Below are 16,597 nucleotides of genomic sequence, written 5' to 3' on the forward strand. Positions count from 1 at the left end.
CTCGATGGTCGAACGGGTGACACTGATCATCGACGCCTTCGAAGGGCGTTTCACACATCTCACGCTGGAGGACGTGGCCCGGTGCACCCGCCTGCCGCGCTCCACGGCCCACCGCATCCTGGATCAGAGGTCTTCTACCTGGACAAGGTCGGCGGGCGGTTCGCCCTGTCCGTGTCCTCGCGGGTGGGAGGCCGCGCCCCGGCGAGGAGGACGCGGACCTGTGCCGGGTAGAGGTGGGCATCACCCTGCAGACGCCGGGCGGCGGCGCGCTGGAGATCTTCCACGGCGCGGCCCTGGACCACAGTCCGCTCGGGACGAAGTTCGGCAACCGCAAGTGGGACTGGGGGGCGTGACCAGACCCCCGCGGGCACCTTGACGATCACATTGGCAGGCACATTGACGGACACATTGACGAGCACCTTGACGGTGGGCCCGGAGGCCGCTCCTCCTCCGGGCCCATCGTCGTGTTCACCCGAGGCCCACCGGCGCTAGATGACCACATGCGGCCATTTGTGGCGCTAGGTGTGGCATTGGACCGTTTTCAAAGCATTAATCGTCATAAGTCCCGAGGTGATCAGGGGGCACCACGGGTTGCGCCGGTTCACCTGTGGGGAGTTCTCGTGACGCGTGTTCGCCGTGCCGTCCTTTCCATCGTGCTGCTGATGACGGGCCTGGTCGGGCTCACCGCGGCACCGGCCGCGGCGCTGCCCGCGCACTTCGAGAAACAGGTCGCCTTCAGCGGCCTCGTCCAGCCGACCAACGTGGAGTTCGCCGCCGACGGCCGGGTGTTCGTGGCCGAGAAGAGCGGGCTGATCAAGGTGTTCGACTCGTTGTCCGACACCACCGCGACGGTGTACGCCGACCTGCGCACCCAGGTGCACAACTTCTGGGACCGCGGCCTGCTCGGCATGGCCTTACATCCGGATTTCCCAGACGATCCACGGATCTACGTGCTCTACACCCGCGACGCCGTCCCCGGTGGGAACGCTCCGCGCTGGGGCACGGCGGGCGTCTCCGCCGACCCCTGCCCCACCCCACCGGGACCGACCGGCGACGGATGCCTGGTGACCGGACGCCTGTCGGTCATCTCGCCGACCGGCGCGGAGACCCCGCTGATCACCGACTGGTGCCAGCAGTACCCCAGCCACTCCGTGGGCGACCTGCAGTTCGGCAGGGACGGCGCGCTCTACGCGTCCGCCGGTGACGGCGCCAGCTTCAACTTCGCCGACTACGGCCAGGACAACCTGACCGGCTCCGACGTCACCCCGGACAACCCGTGCGGCGACCCGCCGTCCCCGACCGGCACCGCGCTGACCCCGCCGACCGCCGAGGGCGGCGCGCTGCGCGCCCAGGACGTGCGCACCGCCGACGACCCTGCCGGGCTGGACGGCGCGCTGATCAGGATCGACCCCGACACCGGCACCGCCGCCACCGGCAACCCCAACGCGGGCAGCGCCGACGCCAACGTGGCCCGGATCGTCGCCAACGGCATGCGCAACCCGTTCCGCATCACCAACCGGCCGGGCACCGACGAGATCTGGTACGGCGAGGTCGGCTGGAGCACCTACGAGGAGATCGGCAGGGTCGTCAACCCCACCGGCTCGGTGCAGAACTTCGGCTGGCCCTGCTACGAGGGCCCGAACCGGCAGGGCGGCTACGACAACCTCAACCTGACGCTGTGCGAGAACCTCTACGCCCAGGGCGCGGGCGCGCACGCCGCGCCGTACTTCGCCTGGAACCACAACGCGCGAGTGGTCCCCGGTGAGCCCTGTCCTTCCGGTGGCTCGTCCGCGAGCGGGGTGGCCTTCTACGAGGGCGGAGACTACCCCGACACCTACGACGGCGCGCTGTTCTTCTCCGACTACAGCCGCGGGTGCGTGTGGGTCATGCCCCGGGGCGCGAACGGCCTGCCCGCTACCGGCTCGGTGGCCACCTTCGACTCCGCCACCCCGGTCGTCGAACTGGAGACCGGCCCCGAGGGAGACCTGTTCGCCGTGGACCTCAACGGCGGGCGGATCCTGCGCTACATCTACAACAACACCCCGCCGGTGGCCGTGATCTCGGCGAGCGCGACTTCCGGGGCGGCCCCGCTGACGGTGAACTTCTCCGGGACCGGCTCCACCGACGCCGACGGCGACCCGCTCACCTACGCCTGGGACCTTGACGGCGACGGCGACCTCGACGACTCCACCTCGGCCACGCCCTCGCGCACCTACACTCAGCCGGGCTCCTATCCGGTGCGCCTGCGCGTGAGCGACGGCAGGGGCGGGCAGGGCGACGCCACGGTCACCGTCAACGTGAACAACACCGCCCCGACCGCCCAGATCACCACCCCCACGACCAGCACGGACTGGGCGGTGGGCGAGACCGTCGGCTTCTCCGGCAGCGGCACCGACGCCGAGGACGGCACGATCCCCGGCTCCCGGATGAGCTGGACGCTGATCATGCACCACTGCCCGAGCACCTGCCACGAACATCAGATCACCACGTTCACCGGGCAGAGCGGGTCCTTCCAGGCACCCGACCACGAGTACCCGGCCCACCTGGAACTACGGCTCACCGTCACCGACACGCAGGGGCTCACCGACACCGAGAGCGTCCTGCTCCAGCCGCGCACGGTGAACCTGACCTTCCAGACCGTGCCGTCCGGGCTGCGGCTCGGCTTCAACGGCGAACAGACCACCGCGCCGTTCACCCGGACGGTGATCGTCGGTTCCAGCAACTCGGTGGCCGCCCCATCGCCACAGGGCGACCAGGGCTTCGTCTCCTGGTCGGACGGCGGCGCGGCGGGCCACAACGTCACCGCCCCCGCCACCGCCGCCACCTACACCGCGACCTTCCAGACCGTCCAGCAGCCCACCGGCCTGGTCGCCGCCTACGGCATGGACGAGGCGACGGGCGCCGCGGTCACCGACGCCTCGGGCAACGGCCACAACGGCACCGCCCGCGACGCCACCCGAGTCGCCACCGGCCGCCACGGCGGAGCCCTGTCCTTCAACGGGTCGTCGAGCTGGGTGCGGGTGGCGGATGCGGCGGGCTTGCGGCTGACGAGTGGGATGACGGTGGAGGCGTGGGTTCGTCCGGTGGCTGTGGGGAGTTCGTATGACACGGTGGTGTTGAAGGAGCATCCGAGCGGGTTGTCGTACGCGTTGTTCTCTTCGACGGATGGTTCTCGGCCGTCGTCGGTCGTGAGTGTGTCGGGTGAGACGGAGACGTTCGGTTCGTCGGGGTTGGGTGCGGGTGTGTGGTCGCATCTGGCGGCGACGTACGACGGGTCGGCGTTGCGGTTGTTCGTGAACGGTGTTCAGGTGGGTTCGCGGCCGGTGACCGGTGACATCCGGGTGTCGTCGGGGCGGGACCTGTTCATCGGCGGGAACGAGTTCTGGGGTGATCACTTCGAGGGGCTGATCGACGAGGTCCGGATCTATGACCGTGCGTTGTCGGCGGCGCAGATCCAGGCCGACATGAACACCCCGGTCGGCCCGCCGCCGGAGCCGGACACCCAGGCCCCCACCGCGCCCGGCTCGCTCACCGCGATCGGCGGCCCCGGCAGCGCCCAGCTCACCTGGACCGCCGCCACCGACAACGTGGGCGTCTCCGGTTACAACGTGCACCGCTCGGCCACCGCGGGCTTCACGCCGTCCGGCGCCAACCAGGTGGGCTCCACGCCCGGCACCGCGTTCACCGACTCGGGCGTCGCCCCCGGCACCTACTACTACCGGGTGGTGGCCTTCGACGCCGTGCCCAACCAGGGCCCGCCGTCCGGTGAGGCCACGGCGACCGTCACCGAGCCCCCGGTCAACAGCGGCCTGGTCGCCGCGTACGGCATGAACGAGGGCGCCGGCACCTCGGTGGCGGACGGTTCCGGCAACGGCCACGGCGGCACGGCCCGCGACGTGACCTGGACGGCGAGCGGGCGCTACGGCCAGGCGCTCTCCTTCAACGGGTCGTCGAGCTGGGTGCGGGTGGCGGATGCGGCGGGCTTGCGGCTGACGAGTGGGATGACGGTGGAGGCGTGGGTTCGTCCGGTGGCTGTGGGGAGTTCGTATGACACGGTGGTGTTGAAGGAGCATCCGAGCGGGTTGTCGTACGCGTTGTTCTCTTCGACGGATGGTTCTCGGCCGTCGTCGGTCGTGAGTGTGTCGGGTGAGACGGAGACGTTCGGTTCGTCGGGGTTGGGTGCGGGTGTGTGGTCGCATCTGGCGGCGACGTACGACGGGTCGGCGTTGCGGTTGTTCGTGAACGGTGTTCAGGTGGGTTCGCGGCCGGTGACCGGTGACATCCGGGTGTCGTCGGGGCGGGTGTTCATCGGCGGGAACGAGTTCTGGGGTGATCACTTCGAGGGGCTGATCGACGAGGTCCGGATCTATGACCGTGCGTTGTCGGCGGCGCAGATCCAGGCCGACATGAACAGCCCCGTCAGCTGACCCCCGTGGGAGGAAGGCCGCCCGGCCTTCCTCCCGCCGCGAAGTGGTCCTGCAGCTCGGCGTGCCGGAACTGGTAGACCGGCCCGACGACGCGGAGCAGGCCGAGCCGGTGGGCGTCGTCGAGGACGGCCGTCAGCCGCGACGGCAGCCGCCGGCGCGACCTGGTCGCCAACGAGGCGGCGTAGCAGACGGCGGCGTGGCGGTCGCCCGCGAGCAGGCCGACCGCCAGTCCCAGCGGGACCACCACCGTGAGGCCGCCGGACACCCGCGCCGCGACCGCCGCGGCGACGCCCACGGATACCACGCGCAGCAGCGCCAGGCGGCCGTCCGCGCGCAGCGTCGAGGCGGGCGTGCCCGCCTCCGTCAGCGGCGCGGGCCGGTCGGCCCAGTTCAGCACGCCGAGCGCGACCCCGGCCGCGATGCCGCCCGGGATGCCGAAGGCCACGCCGAAGGCGAGGGCGAGCGTGACCCGGTAGACGAGCGGTTCCGGCAGCCGCCCGAGCCGGGCGGCGGTGCGCGTCCTGGCGGGGCGAAGGGCGGTGGCCAGGGCCCCCGTCATCGCGCCTGGCAGGCCGCCGGCCAGTGCCAGCAGCGTCAGGTACGCGGCGTCCCGGACGGGAGAGCCGGCCATCCCCGGCGGCTCGCCGCCGATGGGCAGGCGGACCACCAGGTCCATCCGCAGTCCCTTCAGTGCTCCCGCCATGATCCCGCCGAAGTCGGTGCCCAGCCAGGGGATCGCCCCTCCCACCGCACCGCAGACGGCCCCGGCCGCCACGCCCTCGCCGACCCGGGCGGCGAGCGGGCCGAGCCGTCCGCGCAGCCGCAGGTCGGCGTAGCCGGGCCGCTGCCTGAGCCAGCCGGGGGCGACGATGCCGGCGAGCAGACCGGCGGCCACGCCGCCCGGCACCGCGCCTGCCGGCCCCGCGGTCAGCCCGGCGGTCAGGCCGAACGCGGCACCGGTCACGAAGCCGAGCATCGCGCCGAGCAGGCGGGGCGACAGCACCCGGCGGGCCAGGTGCCACCAGGCGAAGTCGCGGGTACCGGCCGCTGAGAGGTGGCGGGCCAGCCGGGTCAGGCCGTCGTCCAGGGTCGCCGTGTCGTGGGCGCGGCGGGGCCGGAACGGCACGGCGGGGTCGGTGGACGGCGGCCGGATCTCGACCAGGGCGGGGACCAGCTCGCCGAGCAGGTGCGCGCGCAGCTCGGCGGGGGAGGCGAAGCGCGTGCCGTCGAGCAGGACGGCCGGGTCGCGGCGGCCGTCGATGTGGACGGCGCGGACCAGCCACAGGCCCAGCGGGCCGGCCGTCACGGCGGCCAGGACCGGAGCCCGCCCGGCCCGCAGCTCGGCCAGTACGCGTTCCCAGGGCCCGCCGGTCCGCCCGCCGAGGCATCCTTCCAGGTAGCCCGCCGCGGCAGGGGCGGTCAGCGGCTCGGGCTCGATGACCGCCGCGCCCGCGATCACCTCGCCGCGCACGGTCTCGTGGTACTCGGCCGTGCGGCACGTCAGCACCAGCCGGTCGGCCTCGCCGAGCGACCGGTTGAGCGCGGTCACCACCCGCTCGCGGGCCTGGGGCGGCAACTCGTCCAGCCCGTCGAGCACCGGCAGGATCTCGCCCCGCGCGGCCAGTGCCCTGGCCGCGCCGGGACCGAAGGCGGGGGAGCGCAGCGCGGGGTAGGTCTCGGCCAGCCGGGCCGCCAGCCAGTCGTGCAGCCGCGGATGTTCGACGGTGTCCCAGCCGGTCAGCGTGAGCAGCACCGGGACCGGCTCGTCGGGGTCGCGGCCCGCAGGGCGGAGCAGCTCCACGACCAGTTGCACGGCCAGCGTCGTCTTCCCCGAGCCGGGCGGACCGGTGATCACCAGACGCCGCCTGCGCAGCGCGGCGAACTCCCGCACCAGCGCTTCGATCCGGTCGCCGCGCCCGCGCAGCGTGGCCGTGCCGATCCACCGAGGCAGGTCCATGACCTCCGGCCCGGCCAGCCGCCACACGACCGGCATCGGCTCCGGACGGCCGAGCGAGCGGGTCCGCGCCTCGGCCTCCCACTGCTCGCGCACGAGCCGCGCCAGGATCTCCTTGGCCTCGGCGAGCTGGGCGGGGGTGGTGACCTCGTGCCGGGTGCGCCGCCACCAGGCGACCAGGGTGACCGCGAGTGGTACCACGGTCAGCGGCAGCGACACGAGCTGAGCCACGACGGCGGCGGTCTCCAGCCCCCGGTCCCGCAGGGCGAGGGTCAGCGCGCCCAGGCACGCGCCGAGCAGCAGCGCTCCGCCCCACAGCAGCGGGGTCGCCCAGCGGGACGAGGGTAAGCCCACGCCCATATTCTGCCGTGGCCGGGCGGCTGCGGAACGATGGGGGCATGAGCATCAGCACTCACCCCGTGAATCCGTGGATCCGCGTCCACCGGCGGCGGCCGGACGCGATGGTACGCCTGGTCTGCCTGCCGCACGCCGGAGGGGCGGCGAGCTTCTTCCGCGACTGGGGCCCCCGGCTGCCGGAGTGGGTGGAGTTGCGCGCCGTGCAGTACCCGGGCAGGGAGGACCGGCTGGCCGAGGAGCTGATCGGCGAGATCGGCGCGCTCGCCGACGGCGTGGCCGAGGCGGTCGCCGCCACCTGCGTGGGGCCGGTCGCGCTGTTCGGTCACAGCATGGGCGCGGCGGTCGCCTACGAGACGGCCCGCAGGCTGGCGCGGGATCCGGCCGTCGCGCCCGTCGCGCTGTACGTGTCCGCCTGCCCGGCGCCCGGCCCCCGGATGGACAGCGCGCTGCACGAGCTGAGCGACGACGGGCTGGCCGCCGACCTGCTGCGGCAGGGCGCGACCGACCCGGCGGTACTGGCCGACCCCGAGTTGCGCGAGATCGTGCTCGACGTCGTCAGGAACGACTACCGGCTGATCGAGACCTACGAGACCGACGAGGTGACGGCTCTGCCGGTGCCGGTGACCGCGTTCTGCCCGCAGGACGACGACACGGTGGACGCCGCCGGGATGGCGAACTGGGAGCGCGCCACGGCCAGGGCGTTCAGCCTGCGGCGGGTGCCGGGCGACCACTTCTATCTTGTGCCGGGGCGCGATGCCCTGTTGCGGACGATCGCGAATGATCTGGAGGGACATGTCGGCCTTCGTTAGCTTAGGCTAACCTCAGATCCGTGTCTCCCTCCGAAGACGGCCGCTCCGCGTGAGGGGCTTACTCCCGGTCGGCCGGCCGGCCGGGCTCGGGGCGCTGGCCGTGCTGCTGGTGCTCACCGGGCTGGCCAGCGTCATGATCGGCACCCAGCACATCCCCGCCGCCGAGGCCCTGGCCGGGCTGCTGTCCCCCGACGGCTCGGAGAGCGCGCTGATCGTCTGGGAGCTGCGCGTTCCCCGCACCCTCCTCGGGCTGGCGGTCGGGGCCGCGCTCGGCCTGGCCGGGGCGCTGATGCAGGCGCTGACCCGGAACCCGCTGGCCGAGCCGGGCCTGCTCGGCGTGAACGGCGGCGCCGCCGTCGCGGTGGTGACCGTGATCGCCCTGTTCCGGGTGGACCAGCCGCTCGTCTACGTCTGGGCGGCGTTCCTCGGCGCGGCCGGGGCGGCGGCGCTGGTCTACGCCATCGGCTCGCGCGGCCGGTCCGGGGCGACCCCGGCCCGGCTGGTGCTCGCCGGCGCCGGGATCAACGCCGTGTTCAGCGCGCTGACCTCGGGCATCATGCTGCTCGCCCCGCACGACTTCGGCGCGTTCCGCTTCTGGCAGATCGGCACGCTGTCCGGCCGTGAGCTGGGCGTCTTCTGGCAGGTGGCGCCGTTCCTGCTGGCCGGGACGCTGCTGGCGCTGGCGCTGGCCCGGCCGTTGAACGCGCTGGCGCTGGGCGACGACGCCGGGCGGGCGCTCGGGGCGCGGGCCGGGCGCACGCGGGCACTGGGCGCGCTGGCGATCGTGGTGCTGTGCGGGGCGGCCACCGCGGCGGCAGGTCCGATCGCGTTCCTCGGGCTCGCGGTGCCGTTCGTGGTGCGCGGGCTGGTCGGCTCCGACCAGCGGTGGGTGCTGCCCTACTCGCTGCTGGCCGCGCCGGTGCTGCTGCTGGCCGCCGACATCATCGGCCGCGTCGTGGCCGCGCCGGGCGAGCTGGAGACCGGCATCGTCACCGCGTTCCTCGGCGCGCCGCTGCTGGCGTTCATGGTGCGCAGGGGAAAGGTGCCCGCGCTGTGAGCCGGGTGCTGCGCGCGGGCGCGCTCTCCCTGCGCTGGGAGCCAAGGGCGGTGCTGGTGTGCGCGGGGCTGCTCGGACTCGCGCTCGGCGCGGCGGTCCTGGTCGTGGGCACCGGCGACCTGCCGATCCCGGTGCCCGACGTGGTCCGCGCGCTGACCGGGCAGGGCGGCGGCGCCACCGAGTTCATCGTGACCACCCTGCGGCTGCCCAGGGCCGTCGCGGGGCTGGCGGCGGGCATGGCCCTGGGCATCAGCGGGGCGATCTTCCAGACCATCACCCGCAATCCGCTGGGCAGCCCCGACATCATCGGCTTCACCACGGGCGGCGCGACCGGCGCGCTGGTGCAGATCCTGGTGCTGGGCGGGGGCGCGCTCGCCGTCGCGGCCGGTTCGCTGCTCGGCGCGCTGGCCACCGCGCTGATCGTCTACCTGATCGCCTACCGGGGCGGGGTGAACGCCTTCCGGCTGCTGCTGGTGGGCATCTCGGCCGCGGCGATGCTGGAGGCGCTGAACGGCTACCTGATCACCCGGGCCGAGCTGCGCGAGGCGTACGAGGCGGCGTTCTGGCTGACCGGCAGCCTGAGCGGCAGGGGGTGGGACCACGCCGCGCCGCTGGCCGTGGGGGTGGCCGTGCTGGTGCCGATGGCGCTGGTGCTCGGCCCGCACCTGCGGATGGGGGAGCTCGGCGACGACGCCGCCCACGCGCTCGGCGTGCCGGTGCAGCGCACCAGGGCCGCGCTGGTCCTGGTCGGGGTGGGGCTGGTCGCGGCGGCCACGGCCGCCGTGGGGCCGGTGCCGTTCGTGGCGCTGGCCGCGCCGCAGCTCGCCCGCCGGCTGGTACGGCGGACCGGCCCGCAGCTCGTGCCCGCCGGGCTGATGGGCGCGGCGCTGCTGGTGATCGGCGACCTGATCTCGCTGCGCCTGCCCATCCCGGTTCCCGTCGGCGTGGTGACCGGCGTGCTCGGCGGCGTCTACCTGATCTGGCTGCTGGCCGGAGAGGAGCGCAGGGGCCGGGTGTGACCGGCCCGCGCTCCCCTCTCCATTGACTGCTCCTTGGACCCTAATTTAGGTTAGCCTTACCTGACTTAGGGAGATCTCAGAGTGCTGACGAGGGAAGAACTGCGCGACTCGCTGACGGATCTGCTCGGTGAGCGGGTGGAGCCCGGAGACAACCTCATCGAGCTGGGCATGGACTCCATCCAGTTGATGGGCCTGACCGGCCGCCTGCGGCGGCGCGGCATCGAGGTGGGCTTCGCCGAGCTGGCGGGCCGCCCCACGCTGGCCGAGTGGTGGGAACTGCTGGCCGAGCGCGGCGCGATCGAGGCCGAAACCCCGGCCGAAACCCCGGTTGAGACCCTGGTCGAGATCCAGCCCGGCTCTGAGACCCCCGAGCCGGACGGCCCGTTCCCGCTCGCGCTGATGCAGCACGCCTACTGGATCGGCAGGGACGCCGGTCAGGCGCTCGGATCGGTCGCCGCCCACCTCTACGTCGAGCTCGACGGCCGGGACATCGACCCTGACCTCCTGGCGCGGGCCGTCACCGCCCTGACCGGGCGGCACCCGATGCTGCGGGTCGCCATCGGCGACGACGGCACCCAGCGCGTACTGCCGGAACGGCCTGGCGACCCGGTGACCGTCCACGACCTGCGATCCGTCCCGGACGCCGAGGCCGCGCTGCTGCGCGTCCGCGAGGAGATGTCGACCCAGCGGCTCCCGATCGACACCGGCAGGGTCTTCGACCTGCGGCTGAGTCTGCTGCCCGGTGGATCCGCCCGGCTGCACCTGGACGTGGACATGGTGGCCGCCGACGCGATGAGCTACCGCACCATGCTGGCCGACCTCGCCGCGCTCTACGAGGGGGACACCCCGCCCCCGATCGGCTACTGCTTCGCCCGCTACCTGGCGGCCGACCCGCGGGCCGCCGCCCGCGAACGGGAACGCGCGTGGTGGGCCGACCGGCTCGGCGACCTCCCGGGGCCGCCGGAGCTGCCGGTGGTGCCCCGGCCGGGCGGCCGGGTCGTCCGCCTGCACCACTGGCTGGACCCGCGCGAGCGGGAACGGCTGATCTCCAGGGCGCACCGCGAGGGTGTCACCCCGGCCATGGCGCTGGCCGCGATCTTCGCCGAGGTGATCGGCGGCTGGTCCGCGACCCCGCGCTTCCTGCTGAACCTGCCGCTGTTCAACCGCGAGCCGGTGCACCCCGACGTGGACGCGCTGGTCGGCGACTTCACCGGCTCGATCATGCTGGACGCCGACGTCTCGCGCGAGGCGCCGTTCACCGAGCGGGCCAGGGACGTCCAGGCGCGGATGCACGCCGCCGGGGCGCACGCCGACTACTCCGGCGTGGAGGTGCTGCGCGACCTGTCGCGTTTCAGGGGCGAGCAGGTGCTCGCGCCGATCGTCTACACCAGCGCGCTCAACCTGGGCGAGCTGTTCGGCGAGCGGGTGCGCCGGGTGTTCGGCGAACCCGGGTGGATCGTCTCCCAGGGCCCGCAGGTGCTGCTCGACGCCCAGGTGACCGAGGTGTCCGGCGGGCTGCTGCTGAACTGGGACGTCCGCGACCCGGCCTTCCCCGAAGGGGTGGCCAGGGACATGTTCGCCGCCTACACCGGCGCGATCACCCGGCTCGGCGCGGAGGGGGCCGACTGGTCCGCGCCGCTTCGGATCGGGGCCTCAGCCGAGAGCCTGCGGCTGCGCCACCGGCTGAACGCCACGCCCCCGCCGTCCCCGCGGACCCTGCACGAGGAGTTCTTCGCCCGCGCCCGGCGCGAACCGGACCGGCCCGCGCTGCACTGGGGCGACGACGGCGTCCTCACGTACGGCGAGCTGGCCGCTCGCGCCCTGGCCACCGCCGCCCACCTGGCCGCGCAAGGGGTGGAGCCGGGCGACCGCGTGGCCGTCGAGCTGCCCAAGGGCCCGGACCAGGCCGCCGCCGTGCTCGGTGTGCTGGCGGCGGGCGCCGCCTACGTGCCGGTCGGCCCCGCCCAGCCCGCCGCGCGCCGGGAGAAGATCCTCAAGGCGGCGGGCGTGGTGACCTCGCTGACCTCCGCCGTGACCCACCCCGAGCCGCTCCGCGCGCCGCTGCCCGTCACCCCTGGCCAGGTCGCCTACGTGCTGTTCACCTCCGGCTCCACCGGCGAGCCCAAGGGCGTGGAGGTCTCCCACCGCGCGGCCATGAACACGATCACCGACCTGATCGAGCGGTTCTCGATCGGCGCGGACGACGTCTCGCTCGGGATCTCCGCGCTCGACTTCGACCTGTCGGTGTTCGACCTGTTCGCCCTCTGGTCGGCGGGCGGAGCGGTCGTGCTGCCCGCCGACGACGAGCGCCGCGACGCCGCCCGCTGGGCGGAGCTGGCCACGCGGTGGCGGGTGACCGTGCTGAACTGCGTACCCTCGGTGCTGGAGATGCTGCTCGCCGGGGGGAACGCCCCGCACCTGCGGCTGGTGCTGCTCGGCGGCGACTGGGTGGGCGTGCACCTGCCCGGCCTGCTGCGCGAGCGGGTGCCCGGATGCCGCTTCGTGGCGCTCGGCGGCACCACGGAGACCGCCATCCACTCCACCGTCATGGAGGTCGGCGATGAGGTCCCCGGCGACTGGACCGCCGTCCCCTACGGCGTGCCGTTGCGCGGCGTCGCCTGCCGCGTCGTGGACGAGGCGGGCCGCGACCGCCCCGACTGGGCCGAGGGCGAGCTGTGGATCGGCGGCCACGGCGTCGCCGACGGCTACGCGGGCGATCCCGCGCGCACCGCCGACCGGTTCGTGGTGCACGGCGGCGTCCGCTGGTACCGGACCGGCGACCTGGCCCGCTACCGCCCGGACGGCACGCTGGAGTTCCTCGGCCGTCGCGACCACCAGGTGAAGGTGCGCGGCTTCCGCGTGGAGCCGGGCGAGGTCGAGGCCGCGCTGGAGATCCACCCCCGGGTGCGCCGGGCGGTCGTCCTGCCCGTCGGCGGCGGGCTGGCCGCCGCGCTGGTGCTCGACGGCGGCGGCGTCGAGGGCCTGCCGGAGCACGCGCGGGCCCTGCTGCCCGAGTACATGGTGCCCGAGACGCTGCTGCCGCTGGCCGAGCTCCCGCTCACCGGCAACGGCAAGGTGGACCGCAAGGCCCTGGCCGCGCTCGTGGAGCTCGACCGGGGCGCGGGCCGGTACACCGCGCCCGGCAGCGCGCTGGAGACCGTGATCGCCCGCGTCGTGGGCGACGTGCTCGGCCTGGAACGGGTGGGCGCGCACGACGACTTCTTCGCCCTGGGCGGTGACTCGGTGCTGGCGACCACCGTGCTCGCGCGGCTGCGCGGGGCGCTGGACACCGCGTCGCTGCCGCTGCGGGCGCTGTTCACCGGCCGCACCCCGGCGGGTGCGGCCACCGCCTTCGCCGCCGCCGAGCCGGTCCCCGGCAGGCTGGAGGCGGTCGCGGGGATCTGGGTCGCGGTAGAGGGCATGTCGGACGGCGAGGTGGCCGCCCGGCTCGGCCCGCCGGCCGGATGAGACGCGGGGACTCTCCCGGACGCACATTCGCAAGCTTCTTTGGCGAACTCAAGTCAATCCCGAGTGGAAGGTACCTCCGTGCAGCGGACGCTGATGAACGGAAAGATCCACCGTGCCACGGTGACGCAGGCGGACCTGCACTACGTGGGGTCGCTCACCATCGACGCCGACCTGATGGCCGCGGCCGGCATCGCCGACGGCGAGCAGGTCCACGTGGTCGACATCGACAACGGTGAACGGCTGATCACCTACGCGATCACCGGCCCGGCGGGCAGCGGGGTGATCGGCGTCAACGGGGCGGCGGCCCACCTGGTCCACCCCGGCCACCTGGTCATCATCATCACCTACGCGGCGCTGGACGAGTCGGAGGTGGACGGCCACCTGCCCAGGGTCGTCCACGTGGACGCCGCCAACCGGATCGTCGCGCTCGGCGGCGACCCGGCCGAGCCGGTGCCCGGCGCGCCGTCCCAGCTCGCGGGGCGGTGAACCATGCCGGACGGCTTCACCCCCTGGCCGGACGACCTGGCCGAGCGATACGTCCGCGAGGGCTACTGGAGCGACCGGCTGCTCGGTGACGTGCCGCGCGGCGGAGACCCCGCCGCGACGGCGCTGGTCGTCGGCGACGAGCGGCTGAGCTACGCCGAGCTGGACCACCGCGCCGAGCGCGCCGCCGCCGGATTCCTGCGACTGGGCCTGCGGCGCGGGGACCGCGTCGTGGTGCAACTGCCGAACACGGTCTCCTTCGTCGTGGTGTTCCTGGCGCTGACCCGGATCGGCGTCGCGCCCGTCCTGGCCCTCCCCGCGCACCGGGCCAGCGAGATCGGCTACCTGTGCGAGCTGTCCGAGGCCCGCGCCTACGTGATCCCTGCCGTCCACGGCGGCTTCGACCACCGCGAACTGGCGCGGGGCCTCGCGGTCGAGCACGTCGTCGTGGACGGCGACGCCCAGGAGTTCACCCCCCTCGCGGTCGTGCTCGACGCCGAGCCGGTCGAGCACGACCGGCCGGAACCCGCCGACATCGGGGTGTTCCTGCTGTCCGGCGGCACCACCGGGCTGCCCAAGCTGATCCCGCGCACGCACCGCGACTACGTCTACAACCTGGAGGCCAGCGCCCGCGTCTGCGGCTTCACCCGCGACACCGTCTACCTGGTGGTGCTGCCGGTGGCGCACAACTTCGCGCTGGCCTGCCCGGGGGTCCTCGGCGTCTTCGCGTGCGGCGGCACGGTCGTGCTGGCCCCCTCCGGCTCGCCCGACGAGGCGTTCCCGCTGATCGAGCGGGAACGCGTCACGGTGTGCGCGGCGGTGCCGCCGATCGCGCTGCTCTGGCTGGACGCCGCGACCTGGTCTTCCGAAGACCTCTCGTCGCTGGAACTGCTTCAGGTGGGGGGCGCCAAGTTCGCCGCCGAGCGGGCCGCGCAGGTGCCCGAGGTGCTGGGCTGCGCCGTCCAGCAGGTGTTCGGCATGGCCGAGGGGCTGCTCAACTACACCCGGACGGACGACCCGCCGGAGATCGTGGCGATCAGCCAGGGCAGGCCGCTGTCCCCGGCGGACGAGATCCGGGTGGTCGGCGCGGACGGGCTCGACGTGGCGCCAGGCGAGGTGGGGGAGCTGCTCACCCGGGGGCCGTACACGCTGCGCGGCTACTACCGCGCGCCGGAGCACAACTCGCGGTCCTTCACCCCGGACGGCTTCTACCGCACCGGCGACCTGGTGCGCGTGCTGCCCTCCGGCCACCTGGTGGTCGAGGGCCGGGAGAAGGACCAGATCAACCGGGGCGGCGACAAGATCTCGGCGGAGGAGCTGGAGAACCACCTGCTGGCCCATCCGGCGATCCACGACGCCGCCGTGGTCGGCCTGCCCGATCCGGTGATGGGCGAGCGGACCTGCGCCTTCCTGGTCGTCAGGGGGGAGGCGCCGAAGCTGCGGGAGATCAAGGAGTTCCTGCGGCAGCGGGGCGTGGCCGCCTACAAGTTCCCCGACCGGGCCGAGGTGGTGGACTCCTTTCCCCGGACCCCGGTCGGGAAGGTGAGCAAGAAGGATCTCGCGGCCCGGCTCGGATGAGCCGGGCCGGTGCCCCCGGCTCAGCCCAGGGGCACCACGTGGGGGGCGATGCTGGACAGCTTCTCGCAGGTCTCCTCGTACTCCCGCTCGGGGGTGGAGCCGGGCACGATCCCGGCCCCGGCGCGCAGCCAGGCGCCGTCGCGGTCGCTGTAGATGGCGCGCAGCACCAGCGCGGCGTCCAGCTCGCCGTCGTGGGAGACCGACAGCACCGCCCCCGCGTACAGGCCGCGCGGCTCCTCCAGCCGGGCGATGGCCTCGACCGCCCCGGCCTTGGGGATGCCGGAGGCGGTCACGCCGGGGAACAGCGCGTCCAGCGCGTCCCAGCTCGTACGGCCCGCCGCCAGCACCCCGCTCACGCTGGACCCCAGGTGCTGCACGCTGCCGCGCTCCTTGACGGTCATGAACCCCGCGACCCTGACGGAGCCGGGCGCGCACACGCCGGACAGCTCGTCTTGGGCGGCGCGCACCGAGACCGCGTGCTCGAAGATCTCCTTCGGGTCGCTCTCCAGCTCCCGGCGGGTCGCGGCGTCGGCGTCCGCGCCCCTGCCGAAGGCGCGGGTGCCCGCCAGCGGCTGGGTCAGCACCGTGCCGGACCCGTCCACGCCGACCAGCACCTCCGGGCTGAACCCCGCGGCCTGGAACCCGCGCAGGCCGAGCAGGAACGAGCGGGCCGGGGTGTTGGCCGCGCGGCCCCGCACGAACGTGGAGACCACGTCCACGGGGTAGGGGATCGGCAGGCGGCGGGAGACGATCACCTTCTGGTAGAGGCCGGCCCCGATCTCGGCGACCGCGCGGGCGACCCGCTCCCGGTAGGGCTCGCCGCCCGGGCGCACGTCCACGGGGGAGGACGGGGGGACCCGCCCGATCACCGGGTCCGACAGGAGTTTGACGATCTGGGCGGCGTGGTCGGCGTCCACCGCCGTGACCCGCGCCCTGCCGTCCTGGACGGTCACCTCGGCGCGGGGGACCAGCAGGTGGGCCAGGCGCGCCGAGGACGGCGCGGGCGCGGCCGACGCCGCCGCGAACTCGAACGCGATCCAGCCGTAGGCGTTCCAGGCGGGCCAGGGCGCGGTGGCGAACGCGGCCCGCAGCGCCGCGGCCGGACGGCCCGACCACGGGGTCCGCGTCTCGGGCTCACCGCCCCACCGGCGGATCACCGAATCGCCCTCAAGCACGACCTCCCCGAGCGTGCCACCGGCGTACGTCCAGCGCCCCGGCCGTTCATAGACCACGTAGTCCTCGAACGGCCCGGACGCCGCCAGGCGGGCGACCACATGCAGTGGATCCGCTGTGACTTCGACTGTCAGATCCGTGACTGCGCGGACACCGAGCGACAAGGAAACCTCCAGGATGCTGACAAGAGCCGCAAAATCCGGGATAAAGGAATTTAGGTTAGGCTAACCTTGCATATAGAATTAGGCAAGGCTAACCTAAGTTCCGTTTGC

The 16,597-nt window shown here is 73.7% G+C and carries 9 protein-coding genes; 7 read left to right on the forward strand and 2 right to left on the reverse strand.

The window, feature by feature from the left end; genetic code table 11:
* Window positions 1-620: 620 nt before the first annotated feature.
* The gene (locus P3X83_RS37080) at window positions 621-4,427 is read left to right on the forward strand and encodes a LamG-like jellyroll fold domain-containing protein (RefSeq protein WP_277310049.1); all 3,807 of its coding nucleotides are present in this window, start codon (window positions 621-623) and stop codon (window positions 4,425-4,427) included.
* Here the strand turns inward: P3X83_RS37080 and P3X83_RS37085 are convergent.
* Entirely contained in the window at window positions 4,420-6,735 is a 2,316-nt protein-coding gene (locus P3X83_RS37085; RefSeq protein WP_277310050.1) for an NACHT domain-containing protein, read from the reverse strand. The two genes, P3X83_RS37080 and P3X83_RS37085, sit on opposite strands and share 8 nt — an antisense overlap.
* 44 nt (window positions 6,736-6,779) lie before the next feature.
* On the opposite strand from P3X83_RS37085, the gene P3X83_RS37090 reads away from it, so the two are divergent.
* The 6 genes from P3X83_RS37090 to P3X83_RS37115 all read left to right on the forward strand — a co-directional run bounded on the left by P3X83_RS37090 (window position 6,780) and on the right by P3X83_RS37115 (window position 15,152).
* Complete coding sequence (locus P3X83_RS37090) at window positions 6,780-7,547, forward strand: alpha/beta fold hydrolase (RefSeq protein WP_277310051.1); 768 nt, start codon at window positions 6,780-6,782, stop codon at window positions 7,545-7,547.
* A gap of 49 nt (window positions 7,548-7,596) precedes the next feature.
* On the forward strand, window positions 7,597-8,604 hold the full coding sequence (locus P3X83_RS37095; protein WP_277310052.1) for an iron chelate uptake ABC transporter family permease subunit: 1,008 nt from the start codon (window positions 7,597-7,599) through the stop codon (window positions 8,602-8,604).
* On the forward strand, window positions 8,601-9,623 hold the full coding sequence (locus P3X83_RS37100) for an iron chelate uptake ABC transporter family permease subunit (protein WP_277310053.1): 1,023 nt from the start codon (window positions 8,601-8,603) through the stop codon (window positions 9,621-9,623). The genes P3X83_RS37095 and P3X83_RS37100 overlap by 4 nt, the downstream gene beginning before the upstream one ends.
* Window positions 9,624-9,704: 81 nt before the next feature.
* Window positions 9,705-13,091: an amino acid adenylation domain-containing protein gene (locus P3X83_RS37105; protein WP_277310055.1), complete on the forward strand. Its 3,387-nt coding sequence runs from the start codon at window positions 9,705-9,707 to the stop codon at window positions 13,089-13,091.
* Window positions 13,092-13,169: 78 nt separating this feature from the next.
* Window positions 13,170-13,577, forward strand: a complete 408-nt coding sequence (panD, locus tag P3X83_RS37110) for an aspartate 1-decarboxylase (RefSeq protein WP_277310056.1) — start codon at window positions 13,170-13,172, stop codon at window positions 13,575-13,577.
* 3 nt (window positions 13,578-13,580) lie between these two features.
* Entirely contained in the window at window positions 13,581-15,152 is a 1,572-nt protein-coding gene (locus P3X83_RS37115) for an AMP-binding protein (RefSeq protein ID WP_277310057.1), read from the forward strand.
* Between the two features lie 20 nt (window positions 15,153-15,172).
* On the opposite strand, the gene P3X83_RS37120 is transcribed toward P3X83_RS37115, so the two are convergent.
* Entirely contained in the window at window positions 15,173-16,426 is a 1,254-nt protein-coding gene (locus tag P3X83_RS37120) for a salicylate synthase (RefSeq protein WP_277310058.1), read from the reverse strand.
* Between the last annotated feature and the right edge of the window lie 171 nt (window positions 16,427-16,597).

The organism is Spongiactinospora sp. TRM90649, assembly GCF_029382225.1.
In the GTDB taxonomy this organism is placed as follows: Bacteria; Actinomycetota; Actinomycetes; order Streptosporangiales; family Streptosporangiaceae; genus Spongiactinospora.

Excerpts from the sequence above, each read along its gene's own strand:
- P3X83_RS37115 (WP_277310057.1), top strand. The coding sequence starts at position 13,581 with ATGCCGGACGGCTTCACCCCCTGGCCGGACGACCTGGCCGAGCGATAC.
- P3X83_RS37090 (WP_277310051.1), top strand. The coding sequence starts at position 6,780 with ATGAGCATCAGCACTCACCCCGTGAATCCGTGGATCCGCGTCCACCGG.